Source organism: Methylobacterium sp. 275MFSha3.1 (genome assembly GCF_900108435.1).
Taxonomy (GTDB): Bacteria; Pseudomonadota; Alphaproteobacteria; order Rhizobiales; family Beijerinckiaceae; genus Methylobacterium.
Genome location: NZ_FNWP01000034.1, coordinates 1 through 20,279 on the forward strand (window position 1 = coordinate 1; position 20,279 = coordinate 20,279).

The window sequence follows — 20,279 nt, forward strand, 5'->3', positions numbered from 1 at the left end:
CCGGCATTGGCGAGGCCGCCCGTGATGGTGCCGCTGTTGGCGAGGACGCCGAAGTTGCCGACGTTGCCGGAGACGAGGCCGGCATTGAGGAAGCTCGCCGCCGAGCCGACGAGAACGGGCGCGGTGAGGCTGCCGGTGGCGGTCAGGGCCAGGGTGCCGGTGCCGACCAGGGCGCCGCCCGTGAACGTGTTGGCGGCCGAGAGCACGGCGGTGCCGGGGCCGGTCTTGACGAGCACGCCCGGCTGGCTGCCGTCGGCGATCGGCCCCGCGAAGGTGGCGGTGCCGAGGTCGATCTGCAGGGTGCCGGGGCCGGAGAGCGTGAGCGGGCGGGCGGTGGCGAAGCCGTCGGCCAGAACCTCGAGGGTGCCGCCGCCGAGAGTCAGGCCGGTGCCGGCGGCGCCGAGATTGGCGTCGCGGGAGACGGCCAGGGTACCGCCGAGGACGGCGGTGCCGCCGGCATAGGTGTTGGTACCGGCGAGTTCGAGCGTGCCGAAACCAACCTTGATCAGACCGCCGACGCCCGAGATGTCGTTGGCGAAGCGGCCGTAATAGGCTTGGCCATTGTAGGTGGTGTTGACCGTCCAAGTGGAGGTGAACTGACCCGGGCCGTCGATGGCCTTGCCGAGGTTGAGCAGGCCCCAGCCGTAGATGGCGTTCGGGGCGTTGGCGGGCCCGTCACCGAGATGGGTGGCGGTTGTGAACATGGTCTGGGCGATCTGCGGCGCCGTCAGGAACGGGAACGCCTGACGCAATACGGCCGCAGCACCGGCTACGTGCGGCGCGGCCATCGAGGTGCCTTGCAGAGGCCCATAGTTCGAACCATTGAGAATTTTATTGTTGTTGGCGTCGAAGCCGCTGTAGCCCTGTCCGACCTGCACGGTTGAATAGATATTGACGCCCGGTGCCGCGATGCACCACGCTGCCGTAACACCGCACCAGTTGCTGAAATTGGCGATCTTCTTGTTTTCGTTGACCGCGACTACTGACACGATAAAGCCGTCGAGTTTAGAAAAATCGATTTTGCTTTGATCGACGGGGCCGGTGGGCGCATAGTCGGGGCTGGGATCGCCATTAGGGTCAGTCCCGTAGGTGGTATAAAATTGGTAGAGACCGCTATTCGCATTCGCTGGCTTGATGAATGGATAGAATGCGGCGCCGCTCGGGTTTTGAGTTACATCAGGTTGACTTCTTCGATCGTTGCCTGCGGCAAAGACCATGAGCATGTCTGACTGTGCGGCCCTAAGAAGCGCACTGGCCTCTCTCTCATCTGATATCTCGAATTCTTGAATTGACATTCTTCTATAAGTGGGATTTAAAAATCCATCGACAATCGGAGAAGAGGTCGTCGGTCCATAGCTGCCATTCAAGACCAGGGCGCCGCTTTGAGTTGCTGCCTCCACTGCAGAGATTGTATTGCGTAAATTGAATAACGCCAATATATTGCTGTCGAAACCGACCCCCATCATCCCGACGCCATCACGGGCAGCCGCAATTGTACCAGCCACATGGGTTCCATGACTGGATGCAGTGTCCGTATCGAATATAAGGGTTTGATTTAGTCCGGGAATAAAATTTCTTGATTGCTGAGAGATCCGTCCTCGGAATTCTGGATTCGTGGGGTCGATCCCGGAGTCAATCACGGCAACCAATACGCCTAGACCGGTGAAGCCTCGGGCGTAAGCGGTGGCGGCATTAATCGCAGACAAGCCCCAGTCGGCTCTGTATTCGGGCGTGTCGAACTGCGCCGCGGTCAGGGGAACGCCAAAAGCATCGAACGTCGAAGGCGAGCGCGCCGGCACGGTCTGCGCCGCAACAGGTCCGAGAGCCAGCGCGAGCGTCGCGAGCGAGCTGCCGACCAGCAATCCGAGCCGTACGGGGCCGCGCCGCCGGGTTCCGGCGCGCGCGCCCCGGCTCGGATCACAGGATCCGGTCACACGCTCTACATCGCTATACTGTTGGACCACCGGACTGACCCCCGTCATGCCTGCCGCAAGCTTTGCACGGGAGTTAGAAAATGCGGCTTTAACGGACTATCACATCGCGGCCACACCCGGCGCCGCGCGCGACGTCCTGAAACGGGGATCCCCCTTTCTGGGACGGATGGAACCACACCGCCGGCTCGCGGGTCACGTTGATCGGACGTTGCACCGGGGGCGGTCCGGTCGGGCGGCGCCCGCGTCGAATCGCACGCCGCCCCGGCAAACGACAGTGTACAGCCGCCCGGGTCGGCGGGAGACAGGAGGACTGTCCGGGTGGACGCGGCTAACGTGCGGGACGACCGGACCGCGTTGCCACGCGTCACCTTGGGACAGGCCCCCGTTCTTCATCGGTCGCGCGAACAGCAGGTGTCAGGCTCTACGTATGTCTTCCGAGGAGAGAAACCACGACCTGGACGCGGCACCGGCCGGGGGGGAGGCGCCGGGCGGCGAGGTCGCCTGCCTGCGGTTCGAGCCGCCCGGGGATCCCGCGGCGCTGGGGCGGGCGTGGCAGGACCATCTCGCGCCCATCTTCGACGTGAGCTTCCGCCCGGAGACCGATCTCACCGTCCCGATCGCGATGCGCAGCTACCATCTCGGCGACCTGCTGGTCGGCGACGTGGTGGCGCCGGCCCACACCCTCGTGCGGACGCGGGAGATGATCGGCCAGCAGGGCCTCGACCACATCCTGCTGCAATTCTACCGGCGGGGGCAGAGCCGCGTGGAGACCGATCAGGGCACCGGCCCCGTGAACGAGGTGCAGTGCATCGTCTTCGACCTCGCCCAGCCCGTGCGCATCGTGGCGGGTGCGGTCGACGCCACGAACGTCGTGATCCCCCGCGCCTTGCTGGAGAAGCAGGGCTGCCACCCCGACGCCCTGCACGGGCGCCCCCTCGACCACGACGGCGACCCGTTCGGGCGGCTGGTCCACAATTTCGTCGCCAACGTCGTCGCCTGCGGCGACCTCCTCGACCGCCGCGAGGCCCTGGCGGCCTCGGCGGCGATCACCCAGCTCTGCGCCAGCTGGCTGCGCGGGCAGGAGGAGGGGCGCCCCTCCCAGCACCAGGACATCCGGATCCGGGTCCGCCGCCTCGTCGAGGCGGAACTCGGCAACCCGAAGCTGACGCCCGCCCTGATCGCGACCCGGCTCGGCCTGTCGCGCTCGACCCTGTACCGGCTGTTCGCCCCCAACGGCATCGTGGCGTATATCCGCGACCGCCGCCTCATGGCGGCGATGCGGATGCTCGTGCGCGACGATGCCCCCAAACCCCTGCGCATCTCGCAGGTCGCCTTCGCGGTCGGTTTCTCGGACGAGCGGACCTTCCGGCGGGCGTTCAAGCGCCGGTTCGGCTTCATCCCGAGCGACGCGTCCCAGCGCCTGGAGACCGGCCCCGAACCCGCGCCCGGCGCCGTCCTGCGCAACTGGATCGAGAGCCTCTGACGTGCCGCGCCGGTCGGCCGGCCGGCGGCGCGCCGGCGCCGCGGGCGTCCTGTCCCTCTGCCTGTGCCTCTCCCTGTGCTGCGCGGCCGCCGCGCCGCTCGCCCCGGGCCCCGTCCAGGCCGAAACCCGGGAGGCGGCGCCCGCGCTCCGCACCGGCGAGCCCGAGACGTGGCGGGTCGCGACCCATCCGGTGCCGCCCCTGGTCATGGACGAGGACGGCCGGCTGCGCGGGTTCAGCATCGATCTCTGGAACGCCCTCGCGCGGGATCTCGGCGTCCGGACGGCCTACCTGCGCGTCGACGACCTGCCGGCGCTGTTCGCGGCGGTCTCGGACGGGCGCGCGGACCTCGCCATCGCGGCGGTGTCGATCACCGCGGAGCGCGAGCGGCGTTTCGACTTCTCCGTCACGATGCTGGAGACCGGCCTGCGCATCGCCGTCCGGTCGGAGCCGGACGCGACCGGCTCGGCCACCGCGCGGGCTCTCCGGGCGCTCCTGAGCGACGCCGCCTTCCTGCAGGTCCTGCTGGGGCTCGCCGCCCTGATCCTGGCGGTGGCGGCCCTGGTCTGGTGGCTCGAGCGGCGCCACCCCGGCGGCATGGCGGCGCGCTCGGGACCGGCGCGCGGCTTCGCCCACGTCGTCTGGTGGGCCCTGAGCAGCCTCGCCGCCCAGGCGGAGGAGATGCCGCGCAGCCCGCTGGCGCGGGCCGTCACGGTGCTCTGGCTGTTCACCTGCATCGCCCTGGTGGCGTGGTTCACCGCGGGCCTGACCAGCACGGCGACCGTGGAGCGCCTGCGCGGCGCGATCAACGGCCCGCAGGACCTGCCGGGCAAGCGGGTGGGCACGGTCGCCAACACCACCTCGGTCGCCTACCTCGCGGACCATTTCGCCACGCCGGTGAGTTTCGCGACCCTGGAGGAGGCCTGCGCGGCGCTGCAGGCCGGCACGGTCGCGGCAGTGGTCTACGATGCCCCCGCGCTCAGCTACTACGCGACCCGGCCCGGCCACGAGGCCCTGCGCCTGGTCGGCACCGCGTTCAACCGGCAATCCTACGGCATCCTGTTCCCGGCCAACGACCCCCGGCGCAAGCGCGTCAACCAGGCCCTGCTGGGCCTGCGCGAGGACGGCCGCTACGACGAGATCTACGGTCGCTGGTTCGGCTCCGAGAGCGGCGAGTCCCAGGGGCGCTGATCAAGGTCGCTGATCAGGGCCGCCGAGGCGCGCCGCGATAGGCCTCGGCCGGGTGGCGGGCGGGCAGCCGGTCCCCCTGGCCGAACAGCTTCGCTCGCAGCGAGCCCTCGGCGTAGGCGGTCTTGTAGAGGCCGCGGTCCTGCAGTTCCGGGATCACGAGGTCGATGAAGTCGGAGAAACTCTCCGGCACGACGATCCGGCTGAGGTTGAACCCGTCGACCTCGCCCTCCGTGATCCAGGCCTGGAGTTCGTCGGCGATCGTCACGGCGTCGCCGGTGAGGACCGCGTAGCGGCCGCCGAGCTGCAATTCGGCGAGGAGGTCGCGCTTCGTCAGCCCGCGCCTGGCCGCCGCCGCGGTGGCCGACTGGATGGCGTTGCCCGGCGCGTAGGGGATCGGCTCGTCGAGGCCGTAGCGGGCGAAGTCGATCCCCGTGGAGGCGGAGAAATGTGCGAGCCCCGCCTCCGGGCTCGCGTAGGACAGGTACTCGTCCCGCTTGGCCTCGGCCTCCGCCCGGGTCCGCCCGGGGATCACCGCGAGGCCGACGAACACCTTCACGTCGTCGGGTTCCCGGCCGGCCGCGACCGCCTCGGCCCGGATGGCGCGGACGGAGTCGCGGGCGGTGGCCGGGTCGCGGGCCGAGATGAACACGCACTCTGCGTGGCGGCCCGCGAAGGCGCGGCCGCGGCCCGAGGCGCCGGCCTGGTACAGGACCGGCGTGCGCTGTGGCGACGGCTCCGACAGGTGGTAGCCCTCGACCGCGAAGAACTCGCCCCGGTGGACGACCTTGCGGATATGGGCGGGATCGCTGAACACCCGCGCCGCCCGGTCGCGGCGCACGGCCGCGTCGTCCCAGCTGCCCTCCCAGAGCCGGTAGAGCACCTCCAGGTACTCGTCGGCGTAGTCGTAGCGCCGGTCGTGCGCCGGCAACGCGCCGCCGCTCTGGGCGCGGTGGGCGCTGTCGAGGTAGCCGGTGACGACGTTCCAGCCGATCCGGCCGCCCGTCAGGTGGTCGAGGGTCGAGAGGCGCCGGGCGAAGGTGTAGGGCGCCTCCTGGTGGACGTTGATCGTCACCCCGAAGCCGAGATGCTCGGTCACCGCCGCCATGGCGGAGATCATCACGGTCGGGTCGTTGACCGGGAGCTGCACGGCCTCCCGGGCGGTCACGTCGATGCCGCCGCCGTAGACGTCGTAGACGCCGATGATGTCGGCGATGAACAGGCCGTCGAACAGGCCGCGCTCCAGGAGCCTCGCCTGCTCGGTCCAGTAGGACAGCGTGTTGTAATCGGCCGAGCGGTCGCGCGGGTGGGTCCAGAGCCCGTGGTTGATGTGGCCCGCGCAGGTCATGTTGAAGGCGTTCAACAGGATCTGCTTCTTTCCGAGGGCCATCAGAGCGCTCCGTGCCGGGGCGGCTGCCGGCCGTCGAGGTGGTAGGCGCCGATCCAGTGGTACTTCCAGCGCACCGGATCGTGCAGGGTGTGGGTGCGGACGTCGCGCCAGTAGCGGTCGAGCGCCTCGGCCCGGTCGGTGGCCGAGGTGCCGCCGAGCTCGACGAGCTTGTTGGCGGCGAGCAGGCCGGCCCGGTGGCTCGCCGCCCGGGCCTCCGCCACCGCCACGGAGGCGGCCGCGACGCGGTCGGCGTCGGGGGCTTCCTGCGCGGCGTCCACGTAGCGGCCGGCCCGCGCCAGCAGGGCGTCGGCCGCCGCGAGGCGCACCTGGACGTCGCCCAGCGCGTGGAGGGTCAGGGGATCCTCGCTCGCCCGCGCGACCCCGGAATCGATCCACGGCCGGGCGCGGTCGCGCACGAAGGGCAAGGTCGCCGCGAAGGCGCCCGCGCCGATGCCGAGATCGATCCCGGCGTGCAGGATCTGCGCGAAGGGGCCGAGGGCGGTGGGCCGCTCCAGCGAGGCCTGGAACGGCACCACCCAGTCGGGCTCCACGGCGACGCGGTCGAACAGGACCGAGCCCGAGCCGGTGAGGCGCTGCCCGAACCCGTCCCAGTCGTCGACCAGGGTCACGCCCGGCGCGTCCCGGGGGACGAAGACGAGGTAGGCGACCGCCCGGCCGTCCTCCTCGGCATTGGCCAGGGTGGGGATGCGGTGGGCGTAGAGCGAGCCGGTGCAGTAGTCTTTGCGGCCCTCGACAGTCCAGCCGGCCGGGTCGCGCACGAGGCGGGTGCGGCGGGTGTGGTCGCGCGCGCCGGTCTCGGCGAGCGCGTTGCCGAAGCGCTCGCCCGCCAGGACGCGGCCGTAGAGGGCGCGCTTCTGGGCCTCGGTGCCGCCGTTGCGGAGCACCTCCAGGGCGTAGAAATGGTTCTGCGGGATCTGGCCGAGGGAGCCGTCCGCCGCGGCGATCCGGGCGATCACCTGGGCGACCGTGGCGCTGTCGAGGCCGGGGCCGCCGTATTCCCTCGGCACCGTGATCGCCCAGAGGCCGGATTCGGTGAAGCGCGCGATCTCGCCGACCGGCAGGTGGCGCTCCAGGTCGCGCTCGGCGGCGGCCTCGGCGAAAGCCTCCGCCAGCCGGTCGGCGACGGCGAGCGCCGCGGCGGCGTCCGGAAGGACCGGCACCGGGCGCGGCGGCGCGGGTGCCTGCGTGAAGGCGGTCTCGTGGGGCTGGAGCGGCATCGCCCGGTCCTCAGTTCCACTGGTGCCGGGCGGGCAGCACGCCGTTCAGGGCGTGGTTCCCGAGGAGGTGGTACTTCCACCGCACGGGGTCGTGCAGGGTGTGGACCCGGGCGTCGCGCCAGTACCGGCCGAGATTGTACCCGTCGCGGGTCGCCGAGGCGCCGGCGAGCTCGAGCAGCCGCTCGGAGGCTTCCAGGGCGATCTCGGTGGTAAGGATCTTGGCCTGCGCCACCGCCACCGAGGCCTCGGCCGCGCTCTCAGCGGTGACGGGGGCCGCGGCGATCCGGTCGAGCGCCCGTCCGGCCCGGGCCAGGACCTCCTCGGCGGCGTGCAGGTCGACGGTGAGCCGCCCGACCTCGCCGAGGATGTGGGGATCCTCCGCGACGGTCTCGGCGGTGAAGGGATAGGGCCGGGTCCGGGTGCGCAGGAAGTCGAGGGCGGCGGCCGCCGCGCCCCGGGCGAGCCCGGCGTCGATCGCCGCGTGGATCAGCTGCGAGACCGGCCCGAACAGGCCCGGGCGCCCGGCCAGGGGCGCGAGGTCGATCGTCAGCTCCGCCTCGACCGGGGCCTGCGCGAAGATCACGCTGCCGCTCGCCGTGGTGCGCTGGCCGAAGCCCTGCCAGTCGTCCACCACCCGCACGCCGGGGGCGTCCCGGCGCACGAAGACCAGGAGCGGCCCGCCGTCGGGGCCGACCGCGCGCGTCGGGATCCAGTGGGCGAAGAGCGCGCCCGTCGAGTAGAAGCGCGTGCCGCTGAGCCGCGGGCCCTCCGGCCCGGCGGTCAGCCGCGTGTCCACGCCGGTGATCGCCTTGCCGTTGCGGGCGGGGCCGGCATTGCCGATCCGGTGGCCGGCGAGCACGTCCCGGTAGATCCGCGCCTGCTGGGCGGGGCTGGCGGCGGCCGCGACCAGCGCCAGGACGCCGAACTGGTTCTGGGGGATCTGCGCCGCCGAGCCGTCGGCGGCGGCGAGGATCGCGAAGACCTCCGCGAGCGTCGCGTGCGAGACCCCGGCGCCGCCGTGTTCGCGCGGCACCGTGATGCCGCCGAGCCCGCTCTCCGTGAAGGCCGCGATCTCCGCCCAGGGCAGGCGCCGGTCGCGGTCGCGCTCGGCCGCGCCCGCCGCGAAGATCCGGGCCACGGCCCGCGCGGCCGCGATCGCCTCGGCGTCCGAGCGGATCCGGTGCGGCGGCGACGGCGGCGGCAGCCGATCTTCGACCGGGTCGGTGACGGGATCGTCCAGGTGCAGGCTCATACGGTTTCCGGTTGACCGCTCGGGTTGGGACGTCCCGCCGTCATCGCGAGCGCTGCGAAGCGCCCCGGGGGCCGCGCGCGGTCGGAAGACGCGGCGCGGCCTGGACGGCTTCGCTCCGCGCGCGCGGACGGCGATGTCGAGGTCGTCGACCGGGGACGATCCATCGGTGTGGGCTCCCGGTCGGATCGCCCAGATCGGGCGGTTTCGCTCAGCGGGCCCGGAGCCGCCGCACCGCGGTGTCGCCCGCGAACTGGACCGCGCACACGAGGGCGATCAGGATCGCGATCACCACCACCATCACGGTGGTGTCGAAGCGCTGGTAGCCGTACCGGATGGCGACGTCCCCGAGCCCGCCCGCGCCCACCGCGCCCGCCATCGCGGAGGCGCCGATCATCGCCACCACCGTGATGGTGAAGCCGGCCACGATGCCCGGCAGCGCCTCGGGCAGGAGCACGTGGGCGAGGATGTGCCGGCGCCGGCAGCCGATGGACTGGGCGGCCTCGATCAGGCCCGCATCCACCTCCCGCAGCGAGACCTCGGCGATCCGAGCGAAGAACGGGGTCGCGCTCACCGAGAGCGGCACGATCGCCGCCCAGACGCCGATCGTGGTGCCGGCCACCAGCCGGGTGAACGGGATCAGCGCCACCAGCAGCACGATGAAGGGCACGGCCCGGAAGCCGTTGACCACGGTCCCGACCACCCGGTGGGCCGTCGGCGCCGCGAAGATGCCGCCAGGCCCGGAGGTGACGAGGAACAGCGCCAGGGGAATGCCGGCGACCACGGCGATCCCGGCCGAGACCCCGACCATGAGCGCGGTGTCGAGGAAGGCCTGCCAGAGGCGTTCGATCATCTGCGGCGACATGGCGGGCCTCCGGGTTCGGGGTGCAGGGGCGGCGGTGCAGCGGTCGGGGTATCGGGGGAGGAGCGGTCCCGCATCGTCTCACCCCTCCGCCGGGTCGGCGGGGACGTAGCCGACCCGCTCCACGTCGCCGCCGAGCGTCCGCAGCCGCGCCTCGGCGCCCGGATCCTCGGCCGGGACGGCCACCAGCATCCGGCCGACCGCGTGGCCCTGGATCCGCTCGATGCCCGCCTGGAGCAGGCGCACCGGCGCCCCGGCCCCCGCGAGGCCCGAGAGATCCGGCGCGGCCCGGCCCGAGCAGGTGATCCGCAGGATCGCCCAGCCGCCCGGCGCGGGCCGCGGCTGCAGCCGGGCCGCCAGATCCGGCGGCAGGCCGCGGGTCAGGGGTTCGAGCAGCGCCCGGGTGGTCGGGTGCTCGGGCGCCCCGAACACGCGCCAGACCGGCCCGGTCTCGACGACCCGGCCGCCCTCCAGCACCACCACGTCGCTGCAGATCTCGCGGATCACGCTCATCTCGTGGGTGATCAGGATGATGGTGATCCCGAGCCGCCGGTTGATGTCGCGCAGCAGGTCGAGGATCGCCAGCGTCGTCTCCGGGTCGAGGGCGGAGGTCGCCTCGTCGCAGAGCAGGATCTCCGGATCGCTCACGAGCGCCCGGGCGATGCCGACCCGCTGCTTCTGGCCCCCGGAGAGCCGCGACGGGTAGGTGTCGGCCTTGTCCTCCAGGCCGACGAGGCGCAGGGCCTCCGCGACCCGCGGGCCGATCGCGTGCCGCGGGACGCCCGCGACCGTGAGCGGCAGCGCCACGTTCTGCCGGACGGTCTTGGCCGCCAGCAGGTTGAAGTGCTGGAAGATCATGCCGATGCGCCGGCGCAGGGCGACGAGCCCGTCGGTGTCGAGGGCGTCGATCGGGGCGCCGTCGACCAGGACCCGGCCCGAACTCGGCGCCTCCAGCCGGTTGACCGTGCGCAGGAGGCTCGACTTGCCCGCCCCCGAGCGGCCGATGATGCCGAAGATCGCCCCGGCGGGGATCGCGAGGTCCACCCGGTCGAGCGCCTGCACCGGTCCGGCGGCCGAGCGGTAGGTCTTCGAGACGGACTCGAACCGCACCGTTCCGGTCTCCCGGCCGGCCTCGCTGCCGGGCGCGGCGACCGGGGTCCGGGCGGCGGTCGCGGCGCCCGGGCTCGTCCGCCCGGCCGCGGCCGGCGTGCCCGGATCGCGCAGGCTGTCGAAGATCAGGCCGACCATCAGTTCTGCCACGCCAGCAGGTAGAGCTTGTCGCTGTTGGCGAAGGACTTGCGGATCTGCTGTTTCACGGCCTCCGAGTTCTGGAAGAGCGTCACGAATTTCCGGATCACGGGGTCCTCCTTGCGGGCGGCCTTGGTGACGAAGCTCACGGCGAAGCGCCGGTCCTCGATACCGGAATAGATCAATCCGCTGGTCGGGTCGAAACTGCCGGCCGCCACGATGAAGTGCGGGTAGCCCAGGGCGAGGTCGACGTCGCCGGTGATCCGCGCGAGCTGCGGCCCCTCGACCTCGGTGAACCGCAGCGTCTTCGGGTTCTCGACGATGTCGTCGAGGGTGCCGAGGAAGCCGACACCGTCCTTCAGCGTGATCAGCCCGGCCTTCTGGAGGAGCAGCAGGCCGCGGCCCTGGTTCACCGGGTCGTTGGCGATCGCCACCGTGCCGCCCGCCGGGATCTGGTCGAAGCTCTTATGCTTCAGGGAGTACAGGCCGATATTGGACAGGATCCCGAGCCCGACGATGTCGAACGCGTAGCCCTTCTGCTTGGCGGCGTTCTCCATGAAGGGGCGGTGCTGGAAGAAGTTCACGTCGATGTCGCCGGCGTCGAGGGCGACGTTGGGCGTCGTCCAGTCGCTGAACTCGACCACCTTGACGTCGAGGCCCTCGGCCTTGGCCTCCCGGGCCGCGACCGTGACGGCGTCGCCGTAGGCGCCGGGCACGACGCCGACCCGGAGGGTCTCCGCCCCGGCCGGCAGGGCCCCGAGGCTGAGCGCCGCGACGGCGAGGAGACGCAGGAACTTCATCGGGCGGGAACTCTGATCGGGATGGACGGGGGCAAGTCCGGCTGCCGGGCCGCGATGGTTCGCGCCGCATCCGAAGGCATGCGGACACGATCCATCAAGTCGACAGGCGCCGTCTCACGTGGATGATTGTCTCGCGTCAGGTTTAGATCAGCGCGGCCCGCCCCGAAATTCTAAAGATCGTCGTTCGACGACACGAACGATCTCCCGATACCCCTGAACCGGAGAGGCGCATGCTGCGCCCCCGCGGGGCGCCGATCCGTCCCGCGCGCGCGGTCTCAACGAGCGGTCCGGTCGCGGAAACTGGGCAGGGCGCCCAGGCGGGTCCCGGCCGGCCGGACCGGTCGCCGAATACAGGTCGGTCCGGCGGGGGGAGCGCCGGAACAAGCCTTGTCGGATCGGATTGAACCTGCGATTATCCAGTCATCGCAACGGCTTAGTGAAGATCATGCTCTTCCGCGAGCACTCCGCGAACGAAACCTTCTCCCCCATCCTCGATCCGGGGGATGAGCCTTCCCGGGTCGCGGAGATGCCCCGCCGCCCGGTTCCCGAGGCCTGGTCCGGCATCGCCGCGCCGGCCCTCGCCCCGGGCGACGAGGTGGTCTTCGACCGGCTCGACCTCGCCGAGATCCTCGGGATCTGGCGCCATGCCCGCGGCCGGGTCGTGGGGCTCCACCGCCCGTGGGGCGCGGCCGCCACCGTGGACGTGCAGTTCGAGGGACACGAGACCCTGGAACGCTACCTGCCGGACCTGTTCCGGCGCGTGCACTGAGGCGCGCCGACAAACCCGCCGGCCGGCGGAGTCATTGGCTGACCCCGGGCTGACCCCGGGCTGACCTTGCGCCGACATCGCCCGGATCTGTCGGCTGAGAGGACAGCGAGTGTCTGTTTTCACGACACTTCGCGGCGCCGGGCACGGATCGGGCCCGCGCTCACGAAAATGTAGGGCCCCACCGGCGCGCGTCTCCCCCCGGGGCCGGAACCCCGCCGGCTCCGAAACGTCGGGCCGGTCGCGACCACCGCGGCCGATCTCCCGGCCGGGGCGGACGGGCCTGTCCGGGGGGCACGATGGCTCAGGGAAACCACAGACGGCGCGCGGGCGCGCCATGACGGCGAGCCACGGCGTGTTCGCCTTCGCGCATGTCGGCGACCTGCATCTCGAGCGGGCCTCCGACCCCCACGCCGCCGACCTGCGGGCGATGCTCGCCGAGGTGGCGGGGCTGCACCGACACGGTCTCCTCGACTTCGTCTACATCCCCGGCGACCTCGCCGAGGACGGGCGGGCGGAGCAGTACGCGGTCCTGCGCGAGGCCCTGGACCGGCACTCGGACCTGCCGGTGCGCCTGATCGCCGGCGACCACGACCGCCAGCACGGCACGATGGCAGATTTCGACGCCCTGTTCGCCGCGGTCGCGGGCAGCCCGCGCGGCGGCGGCCACGCGGCGCGGCGCCACGACCTGCCGCGCCCGCGCGACCCCGTCTCGGTGACGCACTACTACTTCGCCGAGACCTGGGCGGGCGTGCGCTGCCTGTTCCTCGACATGGTCAGCCCCGGCTACGGCCAGAAGGGCTTCGGCCTCGATTTCCGCCTCGGCCCCCACCAGCTCGCGTGGCTCGGCGAGGAGCTGGCCCGGGCCGAGCGGGAGGGCCAGCCCTGCGCGGTCTTCGCCCACACCTACCCGGACGACCTCTGCGTGCCCGACGAGCGGGCGGCGCTCGCCGGCCTGATCCGCCACTACGGCGTCCGCCTCGTCGAGATGGGCCACACCCACTACAACGAGCTTGCCCCGGACGGGCGCACCCTCTACGCCGCGGCCCGCTCGGTCGGCCAGAACGAGGACGGCTCGGTCGGCTACGCGGTCGCGGCGATCGACGGGCCGGTCGCGAGCTGGCGGTTCAAGCCCCTCGACCGGGCGCTGCCCTTCGTGATGGTCACGAGCCCCGCCGACCGGCGCCTCGCCACGGCGCCCCTCGACGCCGCCGACGGCACGGTCTCGGTGCGCGCCCTCGTGCTGTCGGACCGGCCGCGGGCCGCGTGGCGCTGTCACCTGCGCGTCGATGGCGGCCCGGCCCACCCGATGGTGCCGGACGGCCCCCGGACGGTCCACGCCCGCATCCCCTGGCGGGACGGCGCGCGTCGCCTCGCCGTCACGGTCGCGGACGGCACCGGCCACACCGACACCGAGGTGATCGAGCCCGTGGACCGGAGCTTCGTGCCGCCGCCCGCGCACGAGCGGCCCGGCAGCGACGCGTTCCGCCTGCCGGCCTGGCCCGAGAAGGGGCTCCGGGGCGACCAGCTCGGGCCGAACCGCAACGGCCGGCACTGGTAGCCGGTCCCGCCCGAATCGCGGCACACCGCGCCGCACGATCCACCCCACCAGAGGACCACCGCAACCGATGGGCGCGCTGACGCTGACCCCCAACATCGCGACCTGGACGATCGCCGGCCTCGCGACCCTCGGCGTCATCCTGCGGCCGTTCGCGTGGCCGGAGGCGATCTGGGCCGTGCTCGGGGCCGGCGCCCTCGTGGCCCTCGGCCTGCTCGCCCCCGCCACCGCCTGGGACGGCGTGCTGAAGGGGACCGACGTCTACCTGTTCCTCGTCGGCATGATGCTGATGTCGGAGGTGGCCCGGAAGGAGGGCCTGTTCGACTGGCTCGCCTCGATCGCCGTGCGCGCCGCCAAGGGCTCGGCGACCCGGCTGTTCACCCTCGTGTACCTCGTCGGCACCGTCGTCACGGTGTTCCTGTCCAACGACGCCTGCGCGGTGGTGCTCACGCCCGCCGTCTACGCGGCCACCAAGGCCGCCAAGGTGGAGAACCCCCTCCCCTACCTGTTCATCTGCGCCTTCATCGCCAACGCGGCGAGCTTCGTGCTGCCGATCTCGAACCCGGCCAACCTCGTGGTCTTCGCCGAGCACATGCCGCCGCTGGTGCGCTGGCTCGGCCTGTTCGCCCTGCCCTCGCTGCTGGCCATCGCGACGACCTACGCGGTGCTGCGGCTGACACAGGCGAAGACCCTGCGCGGGCAGGAGGTCGCCACCGACGTCGAGGCACAGCCGCTCTCCCGCACCGGCCTCGTGGCGGGGATCGGCATCGTGGCGACCGGCGGCGTGCTGATCGCGGCTTCCGCGCTCGGCCTCGATCTCGGCCTGCCCACCTTCGTGGCCGGGCTCGCCACCACGATCGTCGTGCTGCTGCTCAAGCGCGGCGGCCTCGTCGAGGTGGCCAAGGACGTGTCGTGGAGCGTGCTGCCGCTGGTGGCCGGGCTGTTCGTCCTGGTGGAGGCCCTGGAGAAGACCGGCGTCCTGGCGATGCTGGCGGACCTCCTCAAGGGCTACGCCCACGCCGCCCCGGAGGCCACCGCCTGGGGGGCGGGCGGCCTCGTCGCGGTGCTGTGCAACCTCGTCAACAACCTGCCGGCCGGGCTGATCGCGGGCGCCGCCGTCCAGACCGCCCACGTGCCCGAGAAGGTGGCGGGCGCGATCCTGATCGGCGTCGATCTCGGGCCGAACCTGTCGGTGACCGGCTCGCTCGCGACGATCCTCTGGCTCACCGCCATCCGCCGCGAGGGCCAGGATGTCGGCGCCTGGACCTTCCTCAAGCTCGGCCTGCTGGTGATGCCGCCGGCCCTCGCGCTGGCGCTCGCTGGCCTGCTCCTCGTCTGACCCTCCCTCCCGGCAAACCCGAAGGTCCGCGCGCGTGACGGCTGCCCTCCTCTATCCCTTCATCCTGGTGGCGGGCGCGCTGCAGGCGATCGGCAACGCCATGAACGCGCAGCTGCGCGGCCGCATGGTCAATCCGTGGCTCGCCGCGACGGTGTCGTTCCTGCCGATCGTCTTCGTGTTCACGACCCTGTTCCTCACGATGCCGACGCCGCTGCCGAGCCTCGACTCCCTGGGCAAGATGCCCTGGTACGCGCCCCTCGGAGGCCTCGCCGGCGCGGTCGCGGTGTTCGGCGGGCTCGCCTTCATCGACAAGGTCGGCGCCGGGCCGTTCAACGGCCTGACGCTCACCGCCAACATCCTCACCTCCCTGGCGATGGACGCGCTCGGCCTGTTCGGCCTGCAGGCGGCGGGCTTCAAGCCGATGCCCTGGCTCGGCGGCCTGCTGATGGCGGTGGGCGTCACCTTCATCGCGCGCTCGGGCGGCAAGAGCGACGGCGGCGGCTCGGGGGTCGGCGGCAAGCTGCTCTACCCGTTCATCCTCGTGGCCGGCGCCCTGATGGCGATCGGCGTGGTCTGGAACGCGCAGCTCCGCGGGGCCCTGGAGAATCCCTGGCTCGCCGCGACGGTGTCGTTCGTGCCGGTCGTGTTCGTGTTCGCGCTGATGTTCCTGCTGCGGCCGTCGCCGCTGCCGACCCGCGACGACGTCGCGGGCGTTCGCTGGTGGATGCCCCTCGCCGGCCTCACCGGGGCGGTCGCGGTCTTCGCCGGGCTGCTCTTCGTCGACAAGGTCGGGGCCGGCGCCTTCAACGGCCTGCTCATCACCGCCAACCTCCTGACCTCGGTGGCGCTCGATCATTTCGGCTGGTTCGGCATGAAGCGGGTCAAGGCCGGCCCGCCGCGCCTGATCGGCGCCGCCCTGATGGTCGGCGGCATCGTGCTGATCTCGCTGTTCTGAGTGGCCGGGGCGATGTGGACCCTCCCCGCCTGGATCCTGCGCCGGGAGACCCTGCTCCTGGCCGGGGCCGCCCTCCTGGGCGCGGGCGGGGTCGCGGCGTGGTACCTGCTCCAGGCGACGGTGCTCACCATCGCGGTCGCTCCCCGGGACGGGACCGAGCCCGGCCTGATCAAGGCCTACGCGGACGCGCTCGAGGCCGCGCACGAGAATGTCCGGCTGAAGATCCTGTCCTTCGACGACGTGCGCGAGAGCGCCGCCGCCCTGCAGGACGGGCGCGCCGACCTCGCGGTGGTCCGCCCCGACGTGCTCCTGCCGACGAACGGCCTGACCCTGGCGATCCTGCGCGACCAGGCGATGGTCATCGCCTCGCCCGAGCAGGCCGGGATCACCAGCTTCCCGAAGCTCGCCGGCAAGCGGCTCGGCATCGCGGCGCACCGGGACGCCGATCTCTGGCTGCTCCGGAACCTCCTCGGCTATTACGGGCTCACCCTGGAGGAGGCCGCCGGCCCGGCCCGGGACTCGACGGTCCTGCTGGTCCCGGTCGACCAGGAGGCGGTGGCCGGCGCCTTCCGCGAGAAGCGGATCGACGCCTTCGTCAGCATCATCGCGCCCTCGGCGCCGAAGGCGCTGGCCCTGGTCTCGGCCGTGCAGGGCGTCGCCCGCGGCGGCAAGGTGGCGTTCGTCGCCGTGGAGGATGACGGCGCGGTGATCGAGCGCTTCCCGCGGCTCCAGGCGGTCACCGTCCCGGGCGGCCTGTTCGGCGGCCGCCCGAAGCTGCCGGCCGACGACGTGAAGACGGTGGGCGCCTCGTACCGGCTGATGGCCCGGGCTTCCTTAAGCCGCGTCGTGGCGGCCGACGTGACCCAGCAGCTCTTCGAGAAGCGCGGCGCCGCCGCCCTGGCGACGGACGCCGCCGAGTACGTCCAGGCCCCGGCCTACGACACGACCGTGGCGGCCACCAGCGCCCGCATCCCGATCCATCCGGGGGCGATCGACTATTACGAGCGCGACCAGCACGGCTTCATCGAGCGCTACGGCGACACGCTCTACCTCCTCGGCGCGCTGGTGGGCGGCCTCGTCTCGGTGCTGGCCTGGATCCGGCAGCGCCTCGCCAGCCTGCGCCGCGAGCGCATCGACGAGCTCCTGGACCGGCTCCTGGAGATCGCCGGGCAGGCCCGGGCGCTGCGCGACCCGGCGGCGATCGAGGCGCTCACCGTCGAGGTCGACGCGCTGGCCATGGACGTCGTCCGCTACGCCCGCGAGCGGGAGCCGGACACCCGCACCATGTCGGCGGCGTCCGTCGCGATCGACACGGCGCGGGCGACCATCGCGGATTGCCGGGCGCGGGCGGCCGAGGACGGGGGGCGGACCGGGCGGCCCGTCCGGCTGCACGGCGCGGGCGGGGCCTGACATGTCCGTCCCAGCGCCCGCGCCCGCCGCCGTGCCCGCCACCGCAACAGAATCGGACCGGAGCGACGCCGCGCCGGACGCCGCCTCGGTCAGGGCGCGTGTCGGCGCGCGCGTGGGGGCGCGGGTGCAGCGATCCCTGCGCTCGCGCACCGTGACCTGGATGACGGTGGGGTTCGCCACGATCCTGGTGATGACCGCCATCGCGCTCGGCGCCTTCGTGTACCAGCAGCGCGGCGTCGACGCCGTGCGCCACACCGTGGCGGTGGACGGGCGCCTCGCCCGGGTCCTGTCGGCGGTGCAGGACGCCGAGACCGGCCAGCGCGGCTACCTGCTCACCGGCGACGAGGCCTTCCTGCTGCCCTTCACAGAGGGGCGGCTGAACGTCGACCAGCAGCTCGATCTCCTGCGCGACCTCGTCCAGGACGATCCCGACCAGCGGGGCGACCTCGACACCCTGGCCGGGCTGATCCGCCGGAAGCTCGACGAGCTCGGCGCCAGCGTCGCCCTCACGCGCGCCGGCGACGGCGCGGCGGCCCGCGCCTCCGTGGCGGACGGGCGCGGCAAGCAGGTGATGGACGCGATCCGCAACCGGGTGCGCCGCATGGAGGCGCACGAGGCGCGGCGGATGGAGCGGCGGCAGGCGACGGTGTCGCGGATCGCCCTGGCCATCTGGGTCATGGTCGGGGCCCTGGCGGTGCTGTTCGTGCTGTTCGCCGTGTCGGCCCTGCGGGAGGCGACCCGGCGCAACCGGCTGTCGCGGTTCCTGCCGCAGGAGCTGGTCCTGCGGCTCGCCGACGGCGACGGGAGCCTGAAGGCCGGCCGCCGCCAGCAGGCCGCCATCGTGTTCGTCGACATGCGCGGCTCGACCACCCTGGCCGAGAGCCTGGATCCGCACCGGCTCTCCGAGTTCCTGTCCGCCTTCCGGCGGCGGGTGACGCGCCTCGCCCGCCTGCGGGGCGGCGTGGTCGACAAGTTCATCGGCGACGGCGCCCTGGTGGTGTTCGGCCTGCCCGAGCCCCGGCCCGACGACGCGGCCCGCGCCCTCGCCTTCGCGCAGGACCTCGTCGCGGTGATCGCCCGCTGGACCGACAGGGCCGCACCCGCGCAGGCCGTGCGCATCGGTGTCGGCGTCCATCACGGCGAGGTGTTCTGCGGGATCATCGGCGAGGAGGCGCGCTACGAGTTCACCGTGCTGGGCGACGCCGTCAACGTCGCCGCCCGCCTCGAGCAGGCGACCAAGCTCCACGGCGTCCCGATCCTGGTCTCGGAGGCCGCGCGGCGGGCCGCGGGGGCGCCGGCCGAGGCGTGGCGCGAAGTCAGCCGCGAGCCCCTGCGGGGGCGCCGCGAGCCCATGGCCTACCACACGCCCGCCGCCCCGGGAGCGGGCGGTCCCGGCCCCCGCCGGGAAGAAGATATCGCGTTTCCGGCGGTCGAACCGGCCCTCTGAGAAGAACCTGCCTGTCGTCGGGATCGAATGGAGAACAAGCATCTCCGTGCGCAGCGAAATTCGAAAGACGTGTCCATTGCGAACGGACCTGCCGAGCGCGACATTCGGCACCATGCGCAGCGCCTCTGAAAACCAGTCGCCGGCCTTCGATCCGTTCGGCGAGCCCGTCGCCGACGGCGTCGCCGGCGCCTGCCCGGCCACCTCGACCGGCGACCGCACGGCGCGGCGCGTCGGCGGTGCGGTGTTCTGGACGCTGGCGCTCGCGATCCTGGCCGGCCGCGTCTACGCCTACGATCTCCCGGCCGTGCAGGCCGTCGCCTCGCACGCTGCCCAGGTGCTCGCCCTGCGCTGAGCCTCCCGGTCGAGCCCGTCGAAGGCGACCCGCGCGGCGCGCAGGTTGCCGTCGATGTGCATCAGCGCGCGGGCCCTCCGGTTCAGTCCCTCGTGAGGTGGCGGCGGACGGCCGCGGCCGTGACGGCGGAGACGCGCACGTTCGATTCCTGCGTCACCCCGGCGATGTGCGGCGTGAGGATCAGGTTCGGCACGTCGGCGAAGACGGCGCCCGCCGCCGCGTCGAGGGGCTCGCGGTCGAACACGTCCAGCGCCGCGCCGCCGAGATGGCCGGACCGCAGGGCTTGCGCCACGGCGGCCTCGTCCACCACCCCGCCCCTTGCCGCGTTGATCAGGATCGCGCCCTTCGGCATCCGCGCCAGCACCGCCGCGTCGATCAACCCGCGGGTCTGATCGGTGAGTGGCACGTGCAGCGAGAGCACGTCGCTCTGGGCGATCAGCGCGTCGAGCGCCAGGGGCCGCACAGGGCCGTAGGCCGGGTTCCAGGCCGGGTCGCCCGCGGCCACGAAGGGGTCGTGGGCGGCGACCGTCATGCCGAGGGCCGCCGCCCTCCGGGCGGTCTCGCGGGCGATCGACCCGAAGCCGACGAGGCCGAGGCGCTTGCCGGCGATCTCGCGGCCCATCAGGGCGTTGCGCGGCCACGTCCCGGCCGCCACGCGGGCCGTGGCCCCGTAGGCGCCGCGCAGGAGCAGCAGCGCGGTGGCGACCACGTACTCGGCGACCGCGCCGTCGTTGGCGCCGGTGGCCGGGTAGACCGCGATGCCCCGGTCCCGGCAGGCCGGGACGTCGATGTTGTCGAGGCCGACGCCGAGGCGGCCGACGACCTTGAGGTCGCGGGCGGCGTCGAGCAGCGCGCCGCGCACCTGCGTCCGGTTGCGCACGATCAGGGCGTCGGCCCGGGCCACGGCGGCGGCGAGGTCCCCGGGCCGGTCGACGAGACCCGGATCGTACTGCACGTCGAGGCCGGCGAGCTCGGCCGCGATCGCGGCCTCGTCCATGAACTCGCTGATGACGACCTTGGGCATGGCGCGCCTGTGTCCCGGTTCCGCGTGGTCGTCTCCCG

The 20,279-nt window shown here is 72.6% G+C and carries 17 protein-coding genes; 9 read left to right on the forward strand and 8 right to left on the reverse strand.

Going from position 1 to position 20,279, the window contains the following annotated elements; genetic code table 11:
• The coding region (locus BLW78_RS27515; RefSeq protein WP_244527080.1) for a S8 family peptidase at positions 1-1,862 on the reverse strand (1,862 nt) is incomplete at its 3' end.
• Positions 1,863-2,361: 499 nt separating this feature from the next.
• Between BLW78_RS27515 and BLW78_RS27520 the strand changes: the two genes are divergently transcribed.
• Both BLW78_RS27520 and BLW78_RS27525 read left to right on the forward strand, forming a co-directional pair.
• Entirely contained in the window at positions 2,362-3,417 is a 1,056-nt protein-coding gene (locus BLW78_RS27520; protein ID WP_091683300.1) for a helix-turn-helix domain-containing protein, read from the forward strand.
• A 1-nt stretch (position 3,418) separates the two neighbouring features.
• Complete coding sequence (locus BLW78_RS27525; RefSeq protein ID WP_091683301.1) at positions 3,419-4,606, forward strand: transporter substrate-binding domain-containing protein; 1,188 nt, start codon at positions 3,419-3,421, stop codon at positions 4,604-4,606.
• 13 nt (positions 4,607-4,619) lie between these two features.
• Here the strand turns inward: BLW78_RS27525 and BLW78_RS27530 are convergent, their stop codons facing one another.
• The 6 genes from BLW78_RS27530 to BLW78_RS27555 all read right to left on the reverse strand — a co-directional run bounded on the left by BLW78_RS27530 (position 4,620) and on the right by BLW78_RS27555 (position 11,390).
• On the reverse strand, positions 4,620-5,993 hold the full coding sequence (locus BLW78_RS27530) for an LLM class flavin-dependent oxidoreductase (RefSeq protein ID WP_091683302.1): 1,374 nt from the start codon (positions 5,991-5,993) through the stop codon (positions 4,620-4,622).
• Positions 5,993-7,231, reverse strand: a complete 1,239-nt coding sequence (locus BLW78_RS27535; protein ID WP_091683303.1) for an SfnB family sulfur acquisition oxidoreductase — start codon at positions 7,229-7,231, stop codon at positions 5,993-5,995. The genes BLW78_RS27530 and BLW78_RS27535 overlap by 1 nt, the downstream gene beginning before the upstream one ends.
• 10 nt (positions 7,232-7,241) lie before the next feature.
• The gene (locus BLW78_RS27540; protein WP_170855266.1) at positions 7,242-8,483 is read right to left on the reverse strand and encodes an SfnB family sulfur acquisition oxidoreductase; all 1,242 of its coding nucleotides are present in this window, start codon (positions 8,481-8,483) and stop codon (positions 7,242-7,244) included.
• A gap of 208 nt (positions 8,484-8,691) precedes the next feature.
• On the reverse strand, positions 8,692-9,345 hold the full coding sequence (locus tag BLW78_RS27545) for a methionine ABC transporter permease (protein ID WP_020096012.1): 654 nt from the start codon (positions 9,343-9,345) through the stop codon (positions 8,692-8,694).
• Between the two features lie 78 nt (positions 9,346-9,423).
• The gene (locus BLW78_RS27550; protein WP_091683304.1) at positions 9,424-10,590 is read right to left on the reverse strand and encodes a methionine ABC transporter ATP-binding protein; all 1,167 of its coding nucleotides are present in this window, start codon (positions 10,588-10,590) and stop codon (positions 9,424-9,426) included.
• Positions 10,590-11,390, reverse strand: coding sequence for a MetQ/NlpA family ABC transporter substrate-binding protein (locus BLW78_RS27555; protein ID WP_091683305.1), 801 nt, complete (start codon positions 11,388-11,390; stop codon positions 10,590-10,592). Before BLW78_RS27555 ends, BLW78_RS27550 begins: the two co-directional genes overlap by 1 nt.
• Before the next feature lie 562 nt (positions 11,391-11,952).
• Between BLW78_RS27555 and BLW78_RS27560 the strand changes: the two genes are divergently transcribed.
• From BLW78_RS27560 to BLW78_RS27590, 7 genes are all read left to right on the forward strand, one after another.
• Entirely contained in the window at positions 11,953-12,159 is a 207-nt protein-coding gene (locus BLW78_RS27560) for a hypothetical protein (protein ID WP_091683321.1), read from the forward strand.
• Positions 12,160-12,493: 334 nt separating this feature from the next.
• Complete coding sequence (locus BLW78_RS27565) at positions 12,494-13,717, forward strand: metallophosphoesterase family protein (RefSeq protein ID WP_091683306.1); 1,224 nt, start codon at positions 12,494-12,496, stop codon at positions 13,715-13,717.
• 67 nt (positions 13,718-13,784) lie between these two features.
• Positions 13,785-15,053, forward strand: a complete 1,269-nt coding sequence (locus BLW78_RS27570) for an arsenic transporter (protein ID WP_091683307.1) — start codon at positions 13,785-13,787, stop codon at positions 15,051-15,053.
• Positions 15,054-15,087: 34 nt separating this feature from the next.
• Positions 15,088-16,008 (forward strand): DMT family transporter, encoded by a 921-nt coding sequence (locus BLW78_RS27575; RefSeq protein WP_020096018.1) that lies wholly within the window; start codon positions 15,088-15,090, stop codon positions 16,006-16,008.
• A 12-nt stretch (positions 16,009-16,020) separates the two neighbouring features.
• Positions 16,021-17,418, forward strand: a complete 1,398-nt coding sequence (locus tag BLW78_RS27580) for a TAXI family TRAP transporter solute-binding subunit (protein ID WP_091683322.1) — start codon at positions 16,021-16,023, stop codon at positions 17,416-17,418.
• A 1-nt stretch (position 17,419) separates the two neighbouring features.
• Positions 17,420-18,865 (forward strand): adenylate/guanylate cyclase domain-containing protein, encoded by a 1,446-nt coding sequence (locus tag BLW78_RS27585; protein ID WP_244527081.1) that lies wholly within the window; start codon positions 17,420-17,422, stop codon positions 18,863-18,865.
• A gap of 112 nt (positions 18,866-18,977) precedes the next feature.
• Positions 18,978-19,217, forward strand: a complete 240-nt coding sequence (locus BLW78_RS27590) for a hypothetical protein (protein WP_020096021.1) — start codon at positions 18,978-18,980, stop codon at positions 19,215-19,217.
• 82 nt (positions 19,218-19,299) lie between these two features.
• Here the strand turns inward: BLW78_RS27590 and BLW78_RS27595 are convergent, their stop codons facing one another.
• A complete protein-coding gene (locus tag BLW78_RS27595) occupies positions 19,300-20,241 on the reverse strand; it encodes a hydroxyacid dehydrogenase (protein WP_091683308.1) in 942 nt (313 codons plus the stop codon).
• Between the last annotated feature and the right edge of the window lie 38 nt (positions 20,242-20,279).

What these genes read in the sequence shown, in the direction of transcription:
- BLW78_RS27540 (WP_170855266.1), bottom strand. Translation starts at nt 8,483, where the DNA reads ATGAGCCTGCACCTGGACGATCCCGTCACCGACCCGGTCGAAGATCGG.
- BLW78_RS27585 (WP_244527081.1), top strand. Translation starts at nt 17,420, where the DNA reads ATGTCCGTCCCAGCGCCCGCGCCCGCCGCCGTGCCCGCCACCGCAACA.
- BLW78_RS27580 (WP_091683322.1), top strand. Translation starts at nt 16,021, where the DNA reads ATGTGGACCCTCCCCGCCTGGATCCTGCGCCGGGAGACCCTGCTCCTG.
- BLW78_RS27570 (WP_091683307.1), top strand. Translation starts at nt 13,785, where the DNA reads ATGGGCGCGCTGACGCTGACCCCCAACATCGCGACCTGGACGATCGCC.
- BLW78_RS27590 (WP_020096021.1), top strand. Translation starts at nt 18,978, where the DNA reads ATGCGCAGCGCCTCTGAAAACCAGTCGCCGGCCTTCGATCCGTTCGGC.
- BLW78_RS27595 (WP_091683308.1), bottom strand. Translation starts at nt 20,241, where the DNA reads ATGCCCAAGGTCGTCATCAGCGAGTTCATGGACGAGGCCGCGATCGCG.
- BLW78_RS27555 (WP_091683305.1), bottom strand. Translation starts at nt 11,390, where the DNA reads ATGAAGTTCCTGCGTCTCCTCGCCGTCGCGGCGCTCAGCCTCGGGGCC.
- BLW78_RS27565 (WP_091683306.1), top strand. Translation starts at nt 12,494, where the DNA reads ATGACGGCGAGCCACGGCGTGTTCGCCTTCGCGCATGTCGGCGACCTG.
- BLW78_RS27520 (WP_091683300.1), top strand. Translation starts at nt 2,362, where the DNA reads ATGTCTTCCGAGGAGAGAAACCACGACCTGGACGCGGCACCGGCCGGG.
- BLW78_RS27550 (WP_091683304.1), bottom strand. Translation starts at nt 10,590, where the DNA reads ATGGTCGGCCTGATCTTCGACAGCCTGCGCGATCCGGGCACGCCGGCC.
- BLW78_RS27530 (WP_091683302.1), bottom strand. Translation starts at nt 5,993, where the DNA reads ATGGCCCTCGGAAAGAAGCAGATCCTGTTGAACGCCTTCAACATGACC.
- BLW78_RS27535 (WP_091683303.1), bottom strand. Translation starts at nt 7,231, where the DNA reads ATGCCGCTCCAGCCCCACGAGACCGCCTTCACGCAGGCACCCGCGCCG.
- BLW78_RS27545 (WP_020096012.1), bottom strand. Translation starts at nt 9,345, where the DNA reads ATGTCGCCGCAGATGATCGAACGCCTCTGGCAGGCCTTCCTCGACACC.